At 62.6% G+C, this 15,560-nt stretch carries 16 protein-coding genes; 9 read left to right on the forward strand and 7 right to left on the reverse strand.

Annotation, left to right across the window (positions count from 1 at the left end):
• The first annotated feature begins 4 nt into the window (after positions 1-4).
• Both P0648_RS14010 and P0648_RS14015 read left to right on the forward strand, forming a co-directional pair.
• Positions 5-556 (forward strand): carboxymuconolactone decarboxylase family protein, encoded by a 552-nt coding sequence (locus P0648_RS14010; protein WP_276246647.1) that lies wholly within the window; start codon positions 5-7, stop codon positions 554-556.
• A gap of 86 nt (positions 557-642) precedes the next feature.
• Positions 643-1,077, forward strand: a complete 435-nt coding sequence (locus P0648_RS14015) for an ester cyclase (RefSeq protein ID WP_276246646.1) — start codon at positions 643-645, stop codon at positions 1,075-1,077.
• Between the two features lies 1 nt (position 1,078).
• Here P0648_RS14015 and P0648_RS14020 read toward each other — a convergent pair whose 3' ends face one another.
• The 3 genes from P0648_RS14020 to P0648_RS14030 form a co-directional block, all read right to left on the reverse strand.
• On the reverse strand, positions 1,079-1,561 hold the full coding sequence (locus P0648_RS14020) for an isoprenylcysteine carboxylmethyltransferase family protein (RefSeq protein ID WP_276246645.1): 483 nt from the start codon (positions 1,559-1,561) through the stop codon (positions 1,079-1,081).
• A 32-nt stretch (positions 1,562-1,593) separates the two neighbouring features.
• A complete protein-coding gene (locus P0648_RS14025; RefSeq protein WP_276246644.1) occupies positions 1,594-1,878 on the reverse strand; it encodes a hypothetical protein in 285 nt (94 codons plus the stop codon).
• 283 nt (positions 1,879-2,161) lie between these two features.
• On the reverse strand, positions 2,162-2,446 hold the full coding sequence (locus P0648_RS14030; RefSeq protein WP_276246643.1) for a hypothetical protein: 285 nt from the start codon (positions 2,444-2,446) through the stop codon (positions 2,162-2,164).
• Between the two features lie 129 nt (positions 2,447-2,575).
• Between P0648_RS14030 and P0648_RS14035 the strand changes: the two genes are divergently transcribed.
• Positions 2,576-3,175 (forward strand): hypothetical protein, encoded by a 600-nt coding sequence (locus P0648_RS14035; protein WP_276246642.1) that lies wholly within the window; start codon positions 2,576-2,578, stop codon positions 3,173-3,175.
• Between the two features lie 50 nt (positions 3,176-3,225).
• The gene (locus tag P0648_RS14040) at positions 3,226-4,071 is read left to right on the forward strand and encodes an alpha/beta fold hydrolase (RefSeq protein WP_276246641.1); all 846 of its coding nucleotides are present in this window, start codon (positions 3,226-3,228) and stop codon (positions 4,069-4,071) included.
• Here P0648_RS14040 and P0648_RS14045 read toward each other — a convergent pair.
• The gene (locus P0648_RS14045) at positions 4,068-5,531 is read right to left on the reverse strand and encodes a Na+/H+ antiporter NhaC family protein (RefSeq protein ID WP_277504393.1); all 1,464 of its coding nucleotides are present in this window, start codon (positions 5,529-5,531) and stop codon (positions 4,068-4,070) included. The genes P0648_RS14040 and P0648_RS14045 overlap by 4 nt on opposite strands.
• 190 nt (positions 5,532-5,721) lie before the next feature.
• Between P0648_RS14045 and P0648_RS14050 the strand changes: the two genes are divergently transcribed.
• From P0648_RS14050 to P0648_RS14060, 3 genes are all read left to right on the forward strand, one after another.
• Entirely contained in the window at positions 5,722-7,119 is a 1,398-nt protein-coding gene (locus P0648_RS14050; RefSeq protein ID WP_277504394.1) for an FAD-binding oxidoreductase, read from the forward strand.
• Between the two features lie 62 nt (positions 7,120-7,181).
• Positions 7,182-7,553: a rhodanese-like domain-containing protein gene (locus tag P0648_RS14055; RefSeq protein WP_276246638.1), complete on the forward strand. Its 372-nt coding sequence runs from the start codon at positions 7,182-7,184 to the stop codon at positions 7,551-7,553.
• A 73-nt stretch (positions 7,554-7,626) separates the two neighbouring features.
• Positions 7,627-8,688, forward strand: a complete 1,062-nt coding sequence (locus P0648_RS14060) for a hypothetical protein (RefSeq protein WP_277504395.1) — start codon at positions 7,627-7,629, stop codon at positions 8,686-8,688.
• A 1-nt stretch (position 8,689) separates the two neighbouring features.
• Here the strand turns inward: P0648_RS14060 and P0648_RS14065 are convergent, their stop codons facing one another.
• The 3 genes from P0648_RS14065 to P0648_RS14075 form a co-directional block, all read right to left on the reverse strand.
• A complete protein-coding gene (locus P0648_RS14065) occupies positions 8,690-9,532 on the reverse strand; it encodes an ion transporter (RefSeq protein ID WP_277504396.1) in 843 nt (280 codons plus the stop codon).
• 142 nt (positions 9,533-9,674) lie between these two features.
• A complete protein-coding gene (locus tag P0648_RS14070; protein WP_276246635.1) occupies positions 9,675-10,991 on the reverse strand; it encodes a ferritin-like domain-containing protein in 1,317 nt (438 codons plus the stop codon).
• A 151-nt stretch (positions 10,992-11,142) separates the two neighbouring features.
• Positions 11,143-12,657: a phosphoenolpyruvate carboxykinase (ATP) gene (locus P0648_RS14075; RefSeq protein ID WP_277504397.1), complete on the reverse strand. Its 1,515-nt coding sequence runs from the start codon at positions 12,655-12,657 to the stop codon at positions 11,143-11,145.
• 470 nt (positions 12,658-13,127) lie between these two features.
• Between P0648_RS14075 and P0648_RS14080 the strand changes: the two genes are divergently transcribed.
• Positions 13,128-14,267, forward strand: coding sequence for an FAD-binding oxidoreductase (locus P0648_RS14080; protein ID WP_277504399.1), 1,140 nt, complete (start codon positions 13,128-13,130; stop codon positions 14,265-14,267).
• A 142-nt stretch (positions 14,268-14,409) separates the two neighbouring features.
• Positions 14,410-15,555 carry a glutamate-cysteine ligase family protein gene (locus tag P0648_RS14085; RefSeq protein WP_277504401.1) on the forward strand — a complete coding sequence of 382 codons (1,146 nt, stop codon included), beginning with the start codon at positions 14,410-14,412 and terminating at the stop codon, positions 15,553-15,555.
• Positions 15,556-15,560: the final 5 nt, after the last annotated feature.

Consider the following 15,560-nt stretch of genomic DNA (forward strand, 5'->3'; position numbering starts at 1 on the left):
GGATATGCCACGTGTCCCATACGTTGATTTTTCCGATCCCGACCCAGCAGTGGACGCGCTTGTCGAGGAGACGAATCTCGGTCCGCTGAACGTGTTTCGCGCCATCGCGAACAACCCGCCTGCGCTGGCAACCCTGACCAAATCCGCAGGAACGCTCTGGGCCGAGGCGGGCATCGACATACGCGCGGTCGAACTCGTCATACTGACCGTCGCCCGAGCCACGGACTGCGAGTACGAGTGGCACCAGCACGTTTCCGTCGCACTCGACGCCGGGCTGGCCGAAGAGACCATCCTCGCAATCAGTTCGGGCGCGGTGGCAGAGCTCGCACCCCTTGACGCCGCACTGGTCGACTACGTGACCGCGTACGTCCACGAGTCAGTGGACGACGCGGTTCACGACCGGTTGCGCGAGCACGTAGACGACCGAACCGTCGTGGGCGTTGCGATGCTGGCCGGCGAGTACTTCGCCCTCTCCCGGACCATCGCAGCACTTTCAGTCGAACCCGAAGACGAGTTCGTCGGCTGGGACCTCGCAAATCTGGAACGACCAAACTGACGGATAGTCCGGCAACCGATGAACGACGATTTTCTCCATGCCATTCCTACACACGGTTATCGAGTCGGTTGACTCGGAGGTTGACGATGACACGCAGCACAGCACCGGAACAACGGCACCTCGCCCTCAGCGAACGGTTTTTCGACGAGTACCTGATGGGCGGTATCGACATCTTGGACGACCTCGTCGCCCCGGACTTTCGGGGCCACGGTTTCGGTGGGCACGACGGGGAACTCGTGGGCGCGGACGGTCTTCGGTCGTATTTCGGCGCGGCGCTCGGAACCAGCAGGTACGACGTTCACGAGCGGTTCGCGGCCGGCGATACGGTCGTAACTCGGTGGACAGTGTATACTGCCAACGACATGGTCCGCGGGGGACCGTCACCGACCGGTGGCGAGACCGAGATGTCCGGCATTACCGTAGAGCGATTTGCCGACGGCAAACTCGCCGAGATGTGGGTGCAGGCCGATTACCTCCACCTGTATCGGCAACTCGGCCTCGTCTCTGAGCCTGTCGAGTGAGTCACTGCCGGGGGAGTCGTGGGAACCAGCGCGGCGTCGACTCGACGTAGTGCTCGTAGTCGGTACCGAACTTCTTGCGCAAGTGGGGTTCCTCGTAGGCCACGATGAAGACGTGAAACAGCAACCAGACGACGATTCCATAGACGGCCAGTAACCCGGATTCGAAGAACAGCGCCTCGCCGAAGATGATGGAGAGGATACCCACGTACATCGGGTTGCGGACCAGTTGGTAGAGGCCGACGGAGACGAGTGAGGCGGGTTCGTCGATGGGCGCGGGCGTGCCACCAGCGACGGCAAAGAGGCCGACAGTGGTCGCGTAGATGCCGATACCGACGAGCAGGAGAGAGATACCGAGATACCGGAACGGGCCGAGCGCCAGCAGAAAGAGTGGGGGGAATCCGGTGAGGATGATGTACGGAACGAGCACGGCGACCGTCCCCGGCCCAACGAGCGTAAACAGTGCAGACCGGGCCAACGGATGCATACGACCCACTAGGCAAGGGTGGGATAAAATGCCTACTTATAGCTCTGATACAACAACGCGACGATGGCGATGGCGGCAAAGAGGTCAGAGAGATTGGTGAACGGTCCGAGAAGCGTTCCTAGTCCCGCTTGCGGGTAGCCGAGAAGGATGTGCACTGCCGGGTTCGCCGCGAGGGCGTAGAACAGGAGTGCGACCCTAAACAGGACGAGACTCCGAGTGAAGGAGTTCGGAAGCGCGCGGTAGATGGAGACGTACCCCTTCGCGAGGACGAACAACAGGACGACGTTGAACGTCGTGAGGAAGAGTTTGAGGCGCAAGACCGTCTCCAATCTCGGCCCGCCCCTGCGACGAGGAACATGCCCGCGACGAGAATCACGGTCAGTTTGTCGAGTCGTTGCATTGTCGTTTGCCTCTAGGGACACCAGACGCCCATCGACTTAATGTAGATATTCCGAGACTACTCCCGAAATGAGCCCGAGTTAGACCCAAATTGACCCCCAGTGTCGCCGGATTATCAGGGAATAGTCCAAAGTTCGAGTGCTGTGTAGTCGTGACCACTACGCCTCTGAATTTTGTCATAAAACCCGGGTGTGCGCGTGTTTACGACGCATAGTGTTCCATGTGGTCGAGGTAGGTGATTTCGGGTTTCCCGACCACGCCAGCGCGTTCCATCGTTTGGCGGAGGTCGTCGGATTCAGCGAACGACCGGGCGCCGTCTTCCGATTCGAAGTCCATCAGAATCGTGATGTCGTTCTGGTCTTCGCCGCTACAGAACAGTTCGTGTGACCGCTCTCCCGCCTGCTTTCGGGTTTCTGCGTGTTCGTCGAACACTTTCTTCCACGTCGGATAATCTTTCACCCGGTGGTGAATGAGCATGTGTGCCATGTTGGTGTCACCACAGGGAAGTACGTCGAACGAGGAGAAATACGGCGTTCGCCAAATGACAGACACTCGTGAAACGCGAACAGTCCACACCAGCCACAGGTATTTCTACGGGTTGGACCAAATTCAGATGTGACGCAACTCCGTGATTACTTGCCGGGGGTGGGCGAACCAATCGTCCGCCGACGGCTGGACGAAATCTTCAGCCGGCAGTTGCTCGGGGCGGTGCTGGTGGGTGCCGGGGCGGCGAAAATCGTAGAGAAAGTCATCAACATCGTCCTCGGGCCGAGCGACGTCCGCCAGCTGGTCGGCTGGACGGTGATGTTCTTCCTCGCGATTGCCCTCTTCGTCTGGTGGGAGCGGGTGGCTAAAGCCGCGAACTCTGCCGCGGAGCGCGTGGGCGACGCGACTGGCGTGACGGGGGACGAGCAAGTTGCAGAAGAGGCCTTCGACACTGCGGTACGAGCGGAGGAGACCGCGGCGGACGCCCTCGAAGTCGCCCAGGAATCGACGCTCGAAGCCGCGAAGGCGATTACGAAAGCGGACGAGGCAGCGGCGCGGGCGACGGAGCTCGAAGAGCTTGCGAACGCGGCCAATCAGAAGGCGGACGAGGCCGCAGTCGATGCCTCGGAAGCGAAACGGGCGGCGAAGAAGGCGATACGAGAGGCCGAGAAGGCAACGGAGGCGACAGACGAGTCGCCCGAAGCGTCCGACGCAGCAGAGAAGAACTGACGAGTACGGTCACCCGCAGGCATTTGACCCCGTGTGACGAACCCCCACGCATGCCCCGAACTGACGAGTTCGTCACTGTCGCCGACACCGAACTACACTACTCCGCGTGGGGAGACACGGACGACCCGCCCGTCGTCTGCGTCCACGGTCTCTCGCGGGTCGGCCGGGACTTCGACCCACTCGCACGACACCTCGAAGACGACTACTGGGTACTTTGTCCCGACATGCCCGGACGCGGCCTGAGCGAGTGGGCTGAAGAGGATACGACCTACGGCCCGGAATCAATGACCGAGATGCTGGTCGCCTTCTGCGAGGCGCTCGACATCGACACGATGCGCTGGGTCGGCACGTCGATGGGCGGCATCCTCGGCATCGCGCTCGCGGCCGGCCCGCTCGCAGAGCGCATCACCCACATGGTGGTGAACGACGTGAGTCCGGCCCCCGCCGAAGACGACGGCGCAGACGAAGGCCTCGACCGAATTATCGAGTACCTCACCAACCCGCCCTCTTTTGCGCGCTTTACCGAACTGGAAGCCTACTACCGAGAGACGTATGCGACGTACAGCGCGATGACCGACGCAGAGTGGCGGCGGTTCACCAAAACGTCGAGCAGACGGCTCGAAAACGGCGCGTTCACGCCTGCCTACGACCCGCGTATCGTCGAGCCGATGTTGACCGCGACACCGGAGGGCGACCCGTGGGACTTGTGGGACGCCATCGAAGCCGACCTGTTCATCCTCCGCGGAGAGACCTCTGACATTCTCGCGAAAGACACGTTCGAGGAGATGCAGGAACGAAAACCGGCGGCGGCGGCGCTCGAAATCGAGTGTGGGCACGCCCCGTCGCTGAACACGCCCGAACAGATTCGGCCGATTCGCCAGTTCTTCCGGGACTAATCAGCAGGCTGTGCAGTGGTGGATTTCGTCCCCGGGTGCAGGCTCCATCCCGTCGCCGCGATGGCGAACAGGACGAGCGGCGAGAGGAATCCGAAGAAGTAGTACGGCGCGTAGCCGGCGAGCCCGAAGCTTCCAGCGAGTGTCGGGACGCCCGTCGCCTCCGCCATGAACAGTGCACCGGCGTGCCACGGGATGAGCGCCCCCGTCGGCGTGCCGGCGGCTTCGATGGCGCGCGAGAGGTCGTCGCTGTCGAGGCCGTACTCGTCGTACACGTCGCGGAGGGTAAGCCCCGGGACCACGATGCTCATATACTGCTGGGAGGTGAGCAAGTTCGTCACGATGGCCGCCGCACCCGTCCCGGCGACGAGGCCGCCGACGCTCGCGACGCCCTTCGAGAGATGGTAGGCGAGCACCGCGAGGACGCCAGTGCGTTCGAGCAGGCCGCCGAGCGAGAGGGCGGCGACGACGACAGTAATCGTCCACGCAGAGCCAGTTAGCCCGCCAGTGGCGAGCAGTCCGTTTACGAGTTCGCTGCCCGTCTCGGGCGCGGTCCCGTTCATGAACACCGTCCACGCACCCGTGAACGACGCGCCCTGCACGACGATGGTGGTGAACACGCCAGCGAGGACGCCGGCGATGAGCGTCGGAATCGCCGGATACCGCTTGAGAGCGAGGCCGAAGGTGACGAGTAGAGGCAGGACCACGAGCGGGCTGAGCGAGTAGGTACCGGCGAGCGCGCCCTGAATCTCTGCGACCTGACCGGCCGGAATTGAACCACTTCCCCGAAGTCCGAGAACCGCGTAGCCGACGAGCGCGAGCGAGAAGGCGACGAGCGTGCTGTTTCGCATCGCTCGGATGTGGTCGTAGAGGTTCGTGTTCGTGACGCCTGCGGCGAGGTTCGTCGTGTCAGAGAGCGGTGATTGCTTGTCACCGGCGTAGGCGCCGGATAGAATCGCGCCGACGGTCATCGGTGCGGGGACGCCGAGGCCGGACCCGATACCGACGAACGCGACGCCAAGCGTTCCGACCGTCGTCCACGACGAGCCGATGGAGAAGGCCACGACCCCGGCGAGGATGGCGGTGACCGGGAGGAAGATGACCGGCGTGAGCAGGTCGAGACCGAAGTACATCAGCGCAGGAATCGTCCCCGCGCTCACCCACGTCGCGATGACGGCGTAGATGATGAAGATGATGAACAGCGCCTGTTTGCCCATGAGCAGGCCGCGAGTCAGCCCCTCTGCGAGGGTGTCCCAGCGAAAACCGAGGTGGAAGCGCGCGAGCGCCCCGACGAAGATGATGCTCCAGAGCAATGGGACGTGCGGTGAAAGCTGTAACACCGCAGAACCGATGCCGAGGAAGACCAGCACGGCGAGCACTGGCAACAACGCAATCGCGAGCGACGGTCGCCGGTCGGGGTCGATATCATCGTACCCGAGCGGCGTGAACGACTGTGAACTCATCACCGGTCGTATGCAACTGGTGCATAAAACGCCTTTGGATTATTCGTATCGAGCATGTTTCGTGGTGGCACCTCTCACGAAACGCTGTCCTGTGCCCGCTCAACTTCTCGCGTGAATCGAACAGCGGTCGTGAATATCGTGCTAACAGTAAACACACTATTTCTCCCGGCTTATCGAAATTCTAGGTGCTATGGCAGTTCGTGAAATGCGCATAGACGAGGGCGCGATAGCGGCACTCAAGCTTGCGTTCCGCGGAGAACTCTTCGAGCCCGAGGACCCGGGGTACGACGAGGCGCGTGCAATTTGGAACGCGGCGATAGACAAGCGACCGGGGCTTATCGCTCAGTGTTCGGGAGTCGCAGACGTCATCGCGGCGGTCAACTTCGCCCGCGAGCATAACCTGCTGGTCTCGGTCAGAGGCGGCGGGCACAACATCGCCGGCACGGCTCTGTGTGACGATGGAGTGGTCATCGACCTCTCGCAGATGAAGGCAATTCGCGTCGACCCGGAGGCGAAGACCGCCCGGGTCGAGGCGGGAGCCACACTCGCCGACTTCGACCACGAGGCGCAGGCGTTCGGACTCGCGACACCGCTCGGCATCAACTCGACGACCGGCGTCGCGGGGCTGACGCTCGGCGGCGGGTTCGGGTGGTTGAGCCGGAAGTACGGGATGACGATCGATAACCTGCAGTCGGTCGATATAGTGACCTCCGCCGGGACGCTTCTGCACGTCAGTGAAACCGAACACCCCGACCTGTTCTGGGGGATTCGCGGGGGAAGTGGCAACTTCGGCATCGTCACCTCCTTCGAATACGATCTCCACGAAGTCGGTCCGGAGATCTTTGGCGGACCAATCGTATACGACACGGCGGACAGGACGACAGTCCTCCAGTTCGTCCGCGAGTTCAACCAGACCGCCCCCGACGAGCTTTCGACGTGGGTGGTCCTCAGAAAAGCGCCGCCGCTGCCGTTCCTCGCCGAGGAGGACGTCGGCAAAGACGTCCTCATCGTCATCCCCTTCTACGCCGGTGACCCGGCGGAAGGTGAGAAACTCGTTGCACCGCTTCGAGAGATAGCCACGCCACTCGGCGACGGCGTCGGACCGGTGCCGTACGAAGCCTTCCAACAGCTTGTCGACCCACTGCTTGAGCCCGGGCTTCGCAACTACTGGAAGTCGCACAACTTCGCCGACATGACCGACGAAGTCATCGACATCGCCATCCAGTACGCGGACAACCTGCCGTCGCCGATGTCGGAAATTTTCTTCGGCCACGTCGGCGGTGAGATGGCACGGGTGCCAGCGGAGGCAACGGCCTATCCACACCGGGATGCGACCTACATCATGAACGTCCACACCCGGTGGGACGACCCGGCTCTCGACGACACGTGCAAGGCGTGGGCGAGGGAGTACTACGACGCCCAATCACCGAACGCCCAGGAGGGCGTCTACGTGAACTTCATCAGCGAGGATTCGGGCGAAGAGCGACTCGCCTACGGCGCGAACTACGAGCGACTCGCCGAGTTAAAGCAGGCCTACGACCCGCACAACCTGTTCCGGGTGAACCAGAACGTGAAGCCGACGGCCTGACCGGCAGGCTGCGGATTCTTCGGACAACACCGTTTTTGCGGCTGGGTGCGGAATTGTGGGTGATGAGCAAGGTTCGTCCCGCCGAATTGGCCGCGCGGCTGGAACGCGGTGAGCAGCTGTTCGTCCTCGACATTCGGCCCGAGTCGAACTTTCACGCCGGACACATCGACGGCAGTCAAAACATTCCCGTCTACGACGACCTGCGCAGGGGGAACACGGCCACACTCGAAGACCGATTGGGTGCGATTCCGGCGGACAGAGACGTGGTCACCGTGTGCAAAGCTGGTATCGTCGCGAAACGAGCGACGAAGGTCCTCGAAGCCGAGGGATACGAGGCGAAGACACTCGAAGGCGGCTGGCGAGGATGGCGTGGCTACCAGTCGAACTCGCTCGGGTATCGTCTGAAATCAGCCGTGAACAAGTTGCTCCCCTGACGGAGAGTTCGGTGTCCCTGTTCGAGACGTAGACTTTTCGCCCGCGACATCCTCTGTCTAGCAGGGATGGGGAATGGCAATCAAGACCCGGAGTCCGCCACGCGCTGGCGGCATCACAGTTCCTGAATCGCTCCTCGCAACGACGTTTCTCGCTACCACGGCTGCGGGGATTGCGAGAGCCAGTTTCGCCGACGGCGAGTGGACAGTCACGCTCCCGCTCTCGCACGTGGACGTGCGCTGTCTCGCCGTGGACCCGACAACGCCCGCCATCAGCTACGCCGGAACACAGGGCGAGGGCGTGTTCCAATCGGTCGATGGCGGGGTGACCTGGGACGACCTGGGTCTCGCGGGCAGGGTCGTGAAATCGCTGGCCGTGAGTCCCCACGACTCCGCGACAATCTACGCAGGAGTGAAACCCGCGGGCATGTTCAAGTCGGTCGATGGCGGCCTAACGTGGACCGAGTTGACGGGGTTCAACTCGATTCCCGGGAAGCGCCTCTGGTTCTCGCCCGCCGAATTGCCGCTTTCACCCTACGTGCAGGCGATTGCACTCTCGCCGACCGACCCGGACCTCGTCGTGGCGGGTATCGAATTCGGTGCCGTCGTCCGGAGTACGGATGGCGGTGAGACGTGGTCGGGCCACTGCGAGGGGGCGATACGCGACTGCCACACCCTTACGTTCCACACGACCGACGGAACGAGGCTCTACGAGGGTGGGGCGGGCCTGCGTGGACGTGGCGGCGCGACGAGTCAGGACGGCGGGGCGACGTGGATTGCCCCCACACACGGCCTCGACCGGTCGTACGGCTGGGCCGTCGCAGCGGACCCCGAAGACCCGGACACGTGGTATCTGTCGGCCTCTACGGGAGCGTTCGCCGCCCACCGCGAAGGACGGGCGAGAGCCTACATCTATCGCTGGCGCGGTGACGGGCCGTGGGTGCGACTTGGCGGCGGATTGCCCCGGCCGTTCGCCGCGATGCCGTACGCCCTCTGTACGCTCCCCGGCGAACCGGGACTCGTCGTCGCTGGAGCGGCAGACGGGAAGGTGTGGTTCTCCGCCGATTACGGCGACTCGTGGGACAGCCTACCCTTCTCGCTCGGATCGATAGAGCGGTCGCTCGTGCTGGCGCGGTGACTCACTCGCGAGAGTCGTACTGCTGGTAGATAACGTTCCCACACGCCTTGCAGTGGGAGGCGTCTCTGTCGTGGTAGGCCAGTCCGCAGTTCCGGCAGACGACGTTCACCTGGTCTCTGTGCGCCCACTCTTTGACGATGCGGCCCGCCTGCCACGGGATGAGGATGATGCCGACGACGATGGCAGAAACCGTCACCCAGCGCCCGGCGCGGGTGACGGGCGTGATGTCGCCGAACCCAACCGTCGTGAGCGTGACGACGACGAAGTAGAACGCGTCGCCGAAGTTGTTTACCGTCGGGTTCGTCGCCTGTTCGAAACTGTAGAACAGTCCGGCGGCGACGAAAAAGAGCGTCAGAACGGTGAGACCGAGTTTCATCGCTCGGAGGGCGGAGTCGGAGACGGTTCCGAAGAAGAACTCCTCGTCTTTGGTAAAACGGTAGAAGCGAAGCACGCGAATCACTCGCAGCGCCCGCAGGTAGCCGATGTTGAGGACGGTGGATTCGACCGAGGGCACGACGAACAACAGGAGCGTCGGCAGAATCGCGAGCAAGTCGACCACGGTGTACGGGTCGGTGACTTCCGCGAGCCGGTCGCGAGCGCCGTAGATACGAAGCAGATACTCGGCGAAGAACACGAGCGCGATAGCGACTTCGAGCTGAAAGAGGATGGGCAGGTAAGGAGTCGCCCAGGCGTAGGTTTCGACGATAAACAATGCGATGAAGGCGAAGATGAGCGCGAGCAGCGCAATGTCGATGGTCTTCCCGACGGGCGTCCGGTGGTCGCGCAGGTAGAAGCGTACCACCTCTCTGGAGGTGCGTCCATCGATCCCGGCGTGACCGGTCATTGTACGCTGTATTTACTCGACGGATAAATAGCATATCCCTGACGGAGACCACCAGGGCGAAAGCCGAGAGAAAAGGGTGGTGACGTGGCGAAGAAAGGCCACGTCACCGGGGATGGCACACAGGAATCGCCAACCGAGAGGATTACTCCTCTACGATAAACTGTCCGGCTATCTCCACCACCTCGTCCATAGTCATCGGTTCGTCGACGGCCATCGGGAACGGGTTCGACACGTTGAGTTCGTTCAGGAAACTCGCGTGGCGGGCCTCGACGCTGTGAATGCCCGCGGCGGCCGCGAACACGTCGTCGTTCGAGACGGAGGTCGCCGCGCCAGCGTAGGCCGCGACGCCGGTGTTTTCGAGTGCCTTCCCCACCGCGAGGAACTCGGAGGCCGTCTCGTAGCCGAAGTCGTAGGTCGCCTCCTCGACTGGTGTCCCACCGAGTTGTTCTACGGTGTCAGCGATTGCCGTCACGTGGGCCGCCTCGTGGTCGCCAATGGCTGCGAGACGGTCGGGGACGGTCATGCGGAGGTGCTCGTCGTAGTCGGAGAGAACGTCGGCGTTGCGGAGTTCGTCGGCGCTGAAGGTCTCCAGCCCCTCGCGGTAGAACACGGCTTCCAGGTGTTCTAAGGTGAGCGCGTAGTTCAGAATGTCCACGTCGCTCGTGCCGTCGTCTTCCTTGCGCTGTGGCGTCGCCATCGAGTCGTGGCGCTCCAGTGCGGCGCTGTCGTTCGGGTTCTCCGTGACGAACTGGCTGGCGATTTCGAGCACTTCCTCCATCGTCTGGGCCTCGTCTACCGCCTTCGGGAACGGGGACGAGGAGTTCACGAGGTTGAGGAAACTCGCGTGACGCGCTTCGACGCTGTGGATGCCAAGCGCGGCGGTCAGCACGTCGTTGTTGACGATGGACGGGGCCGCGCCGGCGTAAGCGGCGACGCCGGTGTTTTCGAGTGCCTTCCCCACCGCGAGGAACTCGGAAGGCGTCTCGTAGCCGAAGTCGTAGTCGGCTTCTTCGACGGGCGTCCCGCCGAGCTGTTCGATGGTGTCACCGAGCGCGGAGACGTGGGCCGCCTCGTGCTCGCCGGCGGCTTTCAGGTACTCGGGAACCTGCATGCGGACGGTTTCGCTGAACTTGCTCAGCGCGTCGGCCTGCATGAGTTCGTCGGTAGAGAACTCGGCCAATCCGTCGCGGTAGAACGCGTTCTCCAAGTGTTCGAGCGTAAGCGCGTAGTTCAGGATGGCCACGTCCGGGTTCTCGTCCATCGACCCGTCTTCGGTAGTTTGCATTCCACCTTCGGTGGTCGTCGTGGTGCCGTCTTCGGTCGTGGTCATGCCGTCGCCGCCGGAGGTGCCGCCGGTACAGCCGGCGAGGGCCACGCCGCCGATACTCGCGATGATTCCGAGGACGGTTCTACGCGAGCGAAGCCCGCGACGGCCAGGTGTCGTATCAGTGTTGCTCATGATGCGGTACCTGTTTCGAGCGCAAATCGACACAAGAGCGTTTGCCGAACTGCGACAGCAGTGGCGCATCAGTCTCACCCAAATTCGTTCGAAATTGGCCGCTATCCGCGTCGCTGGCTGGTCGATTCGACGAAAACGAGAAAAACTGCCTTCAGTAGACGGCGTCGAGAATCTCGCTGTCTAAGTCCTCGAACTGCGTCAGGTGGGCGAGGCGCTCGCCGCGGAGGTCGATTTGCTGCTGGTCGAAGTCCTCGACGTGGTCCGGGACGTAGAACTCGGTGATGTCGATGCCGGGGACGTTCGCCGGAATAGTGAGGCCGGTCTGCTCGTCTTCCTGCCAATCGACGGTTCCGCGAGCGATTTCGCGGAGAATGGTGACGGATTCGGTGACGCCGATGTCCTTTGCCTTCGCGCCGAGGTGGCCGGTGTTGAGGACGTAGCATTCGACGCCGAGGTCGGAGACGAGGTCGCGGAAGCGATTGCCCTCCTCGCCTTTCGAACCCATGATGAACGGGTTGGTGCCAACGACGCGGATGGATTCACCGGCGGCGGATGGATCGCCCGCACTCGTCTGGATGGATTCGCCGAGCATGAACGCGACGGCGGCCTCTTCGGGCGTGAGTTTGGCGACTGGCGGCATCACGGGGTTGCGCGTGATGAAGAACACCTGGTCTACCTCGTCCAAGTCGATGTCTTCGTCTGCGGAGGCGAGCTGGTCGCGGACGATGATGGCCCGGCCGTTACTCGTGTGGAGGTCGGAGTCGAAATCGACGGTGCCGTCTTCGGCGACGTCCACGTTTTCGAGGACGGCCGATTCGTGAGTCACAGCGTCGTACATCGTCGGCTGTTCCTCGCGGTCTAAGCCGATGGTCTTCACGTAGAGGCCGTTTCCTTCGCTGCCCGCGATGGTGCCGTCCGGAAGGAGGGCACACACGTCGTCCTGGAGCATTGAGGCTTCCTCGTCACCGTCCAGCCAGAGGCCGTGGGCGGTGAGCGTGGATTTGCCCGTCGCAGAGAGTCCGAGGAACGCCTGCCCGACGTTCTTCAGGTCGCCGTCTGCGTCTTTGAGGGTGACGCGCTTGCTGCCGGCGTGGAGGCCGAGGCCGCCTGCTTGCTTCGCGTAGTACATGTGCAGGCGGAGGAAGGACTTCTTCGCCTCGCCGGTGTAATCGCTGCCGAGGACTGCTGTGAGTCCCTCGTCTGGAAGGATGCGGACCGCGATTTCGTCCCACTCTGGAATCTGGACGGTGACGAAGTCGGGTTCTGCGTCGTCAGTAACGGGTTCGAACAGTTTCGCCCACGCGAGCCCGATGCGGGCGAACTCCTTCTGGACGAACAGTCGGCAGCGGTAGGAGTGGTCTTCGTGGCGACCCATCTGGCGGTCGACGCAAATTATCTCTTCTGCTGCGGCGTACTCGAACGCGGACTCGAGGTAGGCGTAATCCTTGTCGTCGAAGTCAGAATCGACTGCGTTCTTGGTCTTGTCCGCGTTGCGCGAACGTTCTTCGCTCACGTAGGATGGCGACCCGAACTCAGTCGTCGTCTCGTGTCCGCGAGCGAGTTCGCGGAGTTCCTCGAGGGAGGGATTGTAGATGACGTTGTCTGCTGTTTGCGGATTCGGGAGCGCTGTTTTGAGCGACTGGACTGTTGTAGCCAGGTCAGTCATTGTGTTCACTAACGGGGAGTGGGGGGTATAACTATACAACATTCACGGCCGATTTCTCGCGGTAGAGAGTGTGTAACACCCGTTGGCGAGTTTTTCGAGTGTTGTCACGCGCGACACAGAAGGTGGGTGAACAACCGTCGAAACGCCTACAATCCGCTGCCGTTGCTGGACGTTCGTTTGTGGTTCGACGGAGATAATTCGAAGACAAATTGCACTCAGATTCGAGTCTATATTTTCGCCATGGTGCGGGACTAATGTTTGTAAAGCAACTAATTCGTTGGTTTCCGAACTCCCATTATATGTCCCGCCGAATCGTCCCCGTCCTCCTCGCCGTCCTGACCGTCCTCGCCGGGGCAGTGGGAACCCCTCATCCTCGGCCGACCGTGTCGTCGTGAGCGACGAAACCATCGCCGTCGAGTGAGGAATCGACATCCCGTAGCGTTTTATTCTGGGTTGTCCTGTGTCCACGCATGCCAAGCGATGAATCTCGCGTCGTGGTCGTCGGGGCGGGCGTTTCCGGCCTCGCAATCGCCCGGGAGCTGGCCCCGGACCACGACGTGTTGGTGTTCGACAAAGGTGGCGTTGCAGCCGATACGTCCTCGCGGGCGTCTGGGATGATTTCTCTCTCGCTCGAACCGTTTCCAGACGAATGGGCGTCGTTCGCCCTCTCGCAGTTTCGGGAGTTAGACGGTCAGGGCATCTTCTCGTTCACCGAACAGGAAACCGTCCGCCTCGTCCCCGAAGAAGACGCGGCGCGATACACCGAACAGGCCCCGACGGGCGGTAAATTCCTCCCAAAGGACGAGCTCCTGGCACGCTACCCTGACGCCTTCGGGGACCTCTCGGCCTACGGCGGGGCGCTCGCCTACGAGGGAACCGGCTACCTCGACGCCCTCGACTACACGATGACGCTCAAGTGGGCCGCAGAGCAGGCCGGTGCGGCCGTGTTCCGCGACCACGCGGTGACCGACCTGCGGGTCGAAGACGGCCGCGTCGTCGGCGTCGAAACCGAGTACGGCCCCGTGGACGCCGACCACGTCGTCTACGCAACCGGCTGGAAGACGCGCGACCTGCTCGCTGAGTACGTCGAACTCCCGGTCAGACCGCTTCGCTGGAACGCCGTCGTCGTCGAACCAGACACGCCGTTGCCGGCGGACGCACCGCTCGGGTCCGAACCCACAATGCGCGTCTACTGGCGGCCCACACCCCGCGGCGACGTGCTCATCGGCGGGAACGAGCACCTCCTCTCTGACCCCGAGGAAACGCAGATGGGCGTCGAGGAATCGTTTCGTGACCTCGTGATGGAGCGCGTCGCGCCGCTGCTCGCGGGGGTCGAAGCGGGCGACATCCGACGGGAAGACTGCTGTCCGACTGCCGATTGTGCTTCGCCGGATGGACTTCCAATCATCGACGCGCCCGACGAGGTCCCGGAGGGTCTCGTGTTCGTCACTGGCCTGCACGGCAGAGGGGTCATGCTCTCGCCGGTGACCGGTCGTGCAGTACGGAGTCTCGTGACGGGTGAGGATGCCCCGTTCCCGATGGAACCGTTCAGACTCGGTCGGTTCGACGACCGGACCGCGGATTTCGAGTATCTGAGCCACTGGGACTGAGAACCGACGGGTCGGTTCACTGTGGTTTTTTGATGAGTTATCGACCCCGATACAAACAGACTGCACCTGCAAGCAGGAGAGTGAGAGGGGATGGGAAGAAAGGTGGAAAGACCGGGGTGGGATGCAGTCACGCCGGTCCACTATGATGAATACAGGAATCGAGATCGAGTTCTGGGTCGTCGACGACGACGGACGACTCTGTAACGGCCACGATCTCACTGACGCGCATGACAAGGTGGAACCCGAGTTCGTCGGGCCACTGATCGAGGTGCGGACAGACCCGCACGAAACAGCGACTGCACTCCGACGAGATTTACAGGACACGCTTCGGAAAACGATTCAGTACGCGGACACGCTCGAAAAGCAACTCGTCCCACTCGGGACGCCGCTCACCGACGCAACGGTGCCGGCGAAGAAGGGACGCGGGCATCTCTTCGAGGACATCTACGAAGACGGCGTCAAGAGCGCGAAAAACTGCGCCGGCACGCACATTCACTTCGAGAAAGAGAACGTCTGTCGGCAACTCAACCTGCTTACGGCGCTCGACCCCGCACTCGCGCTCGTGAGTTCCTCGCCGTACTACTGCGGCGAGCGGGAGGTGGACTCTTCGCGGGCCGCTGCTTACCGCAAGAAGTGCGGATCGGACTTCGAACGCTACTGCGACCTGCGCGGGTACGCAGACAGCGTCGAGGCCTGGAACGAGCAGACCGAGGATGCCTACGAGGCGTTCAAAACCCTCGCTGCAGAGCGCGGTGTGGCAGAGGAAGACGTCTGTGAACACTTCAGCGCAGAGAACACCGTGTTGAACCCGGTCCGTCTGCGTCACGAACAGCCGACCGTCGAGTGGCGGGCACCCGACTCGACGCTGCCGAGCCAGGCGGTTCAACTGGCCATGGACGTGCGCGACGTCGTCACCCAGACGGAGACGAAGCCACTCGAAATTGGCACGACGGGCGTCCAGTTCGACCGCATCGGCGTCCCCACGTTCGAACAGTTGCAGTCCGTCAGCCAGCAGGCGATTCGGTGGGGGCTCGATTCGGGGATGGTGTGCAACTACCTGGAAGCGATGGGCTTCGACCCGTCGGCTTACGAGCCGATTTCCCAGGAATTGCGCGGGCCGGGCACGCTTAAAGAGTCAGAAGCGCGAACGATTCGCCGTCAGTACGCAGACCGGCTCCGGGCAGACGTAGAACTGCTGGCGACCCCTGCACCACCCCGTGCGGGCGGCGACGGCAACTTGATGGCCGGGCACACGCGGCAAGTCGCGGACGCAGACGGTAACGTCTGACTCGC

It is taken from the genome of Haladaptatus sp. DYSN1 (genome assembly GCF_029489995.1).
Classification (GTDB): Archaea; Halobacteriota; Halobacteria; order Halobacteriales; family Halococcaceae; genus QDMS2.

Bases quoted from the DNA above. Each gene is read 5' to 3' on its own strand.
- P0648_RS14010 (WP_276246647.1), top strand. From the start codon at position 5: ATGCCACGTGTCCCATACGTTGATTTTTCCGATCCCGACCCAGCAGTG.
- P0648_RS14015 (WP_276246646.1), top strand. From the start codon at position 643: ATGACACGCAGCACAGCACCGGAACAACGGCACCTCGCCCTCAGCGAA.
- P0648_RS14020 (WP_276246645.1), bottom strand. From the start codon at position 1,561: ATGCATCCGTTGGCCCGGTCTGCACTGTTTACGCTCGTTGGGCCGGGG.
- P0648_RS14030 (WP_276246643.1), bottom strand. From the start codon at position 2,446: ATGGCACACATGCTCATTCACCACCGGGTGAAAGATTATCCGACGTGG.
- P0648_RS14040 (WP_276246641.1), top strand. From the start codon at position 3,226: ATGCCCCGAACTGACGAGTTCGTCACTGTCGCCGACACCGAACTACAC.
- P0648_RS14045 (WP_277504393.1), bottom strand. From the start codon at position 5,531: ATGAGTTCACAGTCGTTCACGCCGCTCGGGTACGATGATATCGACCCC.
- P0648_RS14050 (WP_277504394.1), top strand. From the start codon at position 5,722: ATGGCAGTTCGTGAAATGCGCATAGACGAGGGCGCGATAGCGGCACTC.
- P0648_RS14055 (WP_276246638.1), top strand. From the start codon at position 7,182: ATGAGCAAGGTTCGTCCCGCCGAATTGGCCGCGCGGCTGGAACGCGGT.
- P0648_RS14060 (WP_277504395.1), top strand. From the start codon at position 7,627: ATGGCAATCAAGACCCGGAGTCCGCCACGCGCTGGCGGCATCACAGTT.
- P0648_RS14065 (WP_277504396.1), bottom strand. From the start codon at position 9,532: ATGACCGGTCACGCCGGGATCGATGGACGCACCTCCAGAGAGGTGGTA.
- P0648_RS14070 (WP_276246635.1), bottom strand. From the start codon at position 10,991: ATGAGCAACACTGATACGACACCTGGCCGTCGCGGGCTTCGCTCGCGT.
- P0648_RS14075 (WP_277504397.1), bottom strand. From the start codon at position 12,657: ATGACTGACCTGGCTACAACAGTCCAGTCGCTCAAAACAGCGCTCCCG.
- P0648_RS14080 (WP_277504399.1), top strand. From the start codon at position 13,128: ATGCCAAGCGATGAATCTCGCGTCGTGGTCGTCGGGGCGGGCGTTTCC.
- P0648_RS14085 (WP_277504401.1), top strand. From the start codon at position 14,410: ATGATGAATACAGGAATCGAGATCGAGTTCTGGGTCGTCGACGACGAC.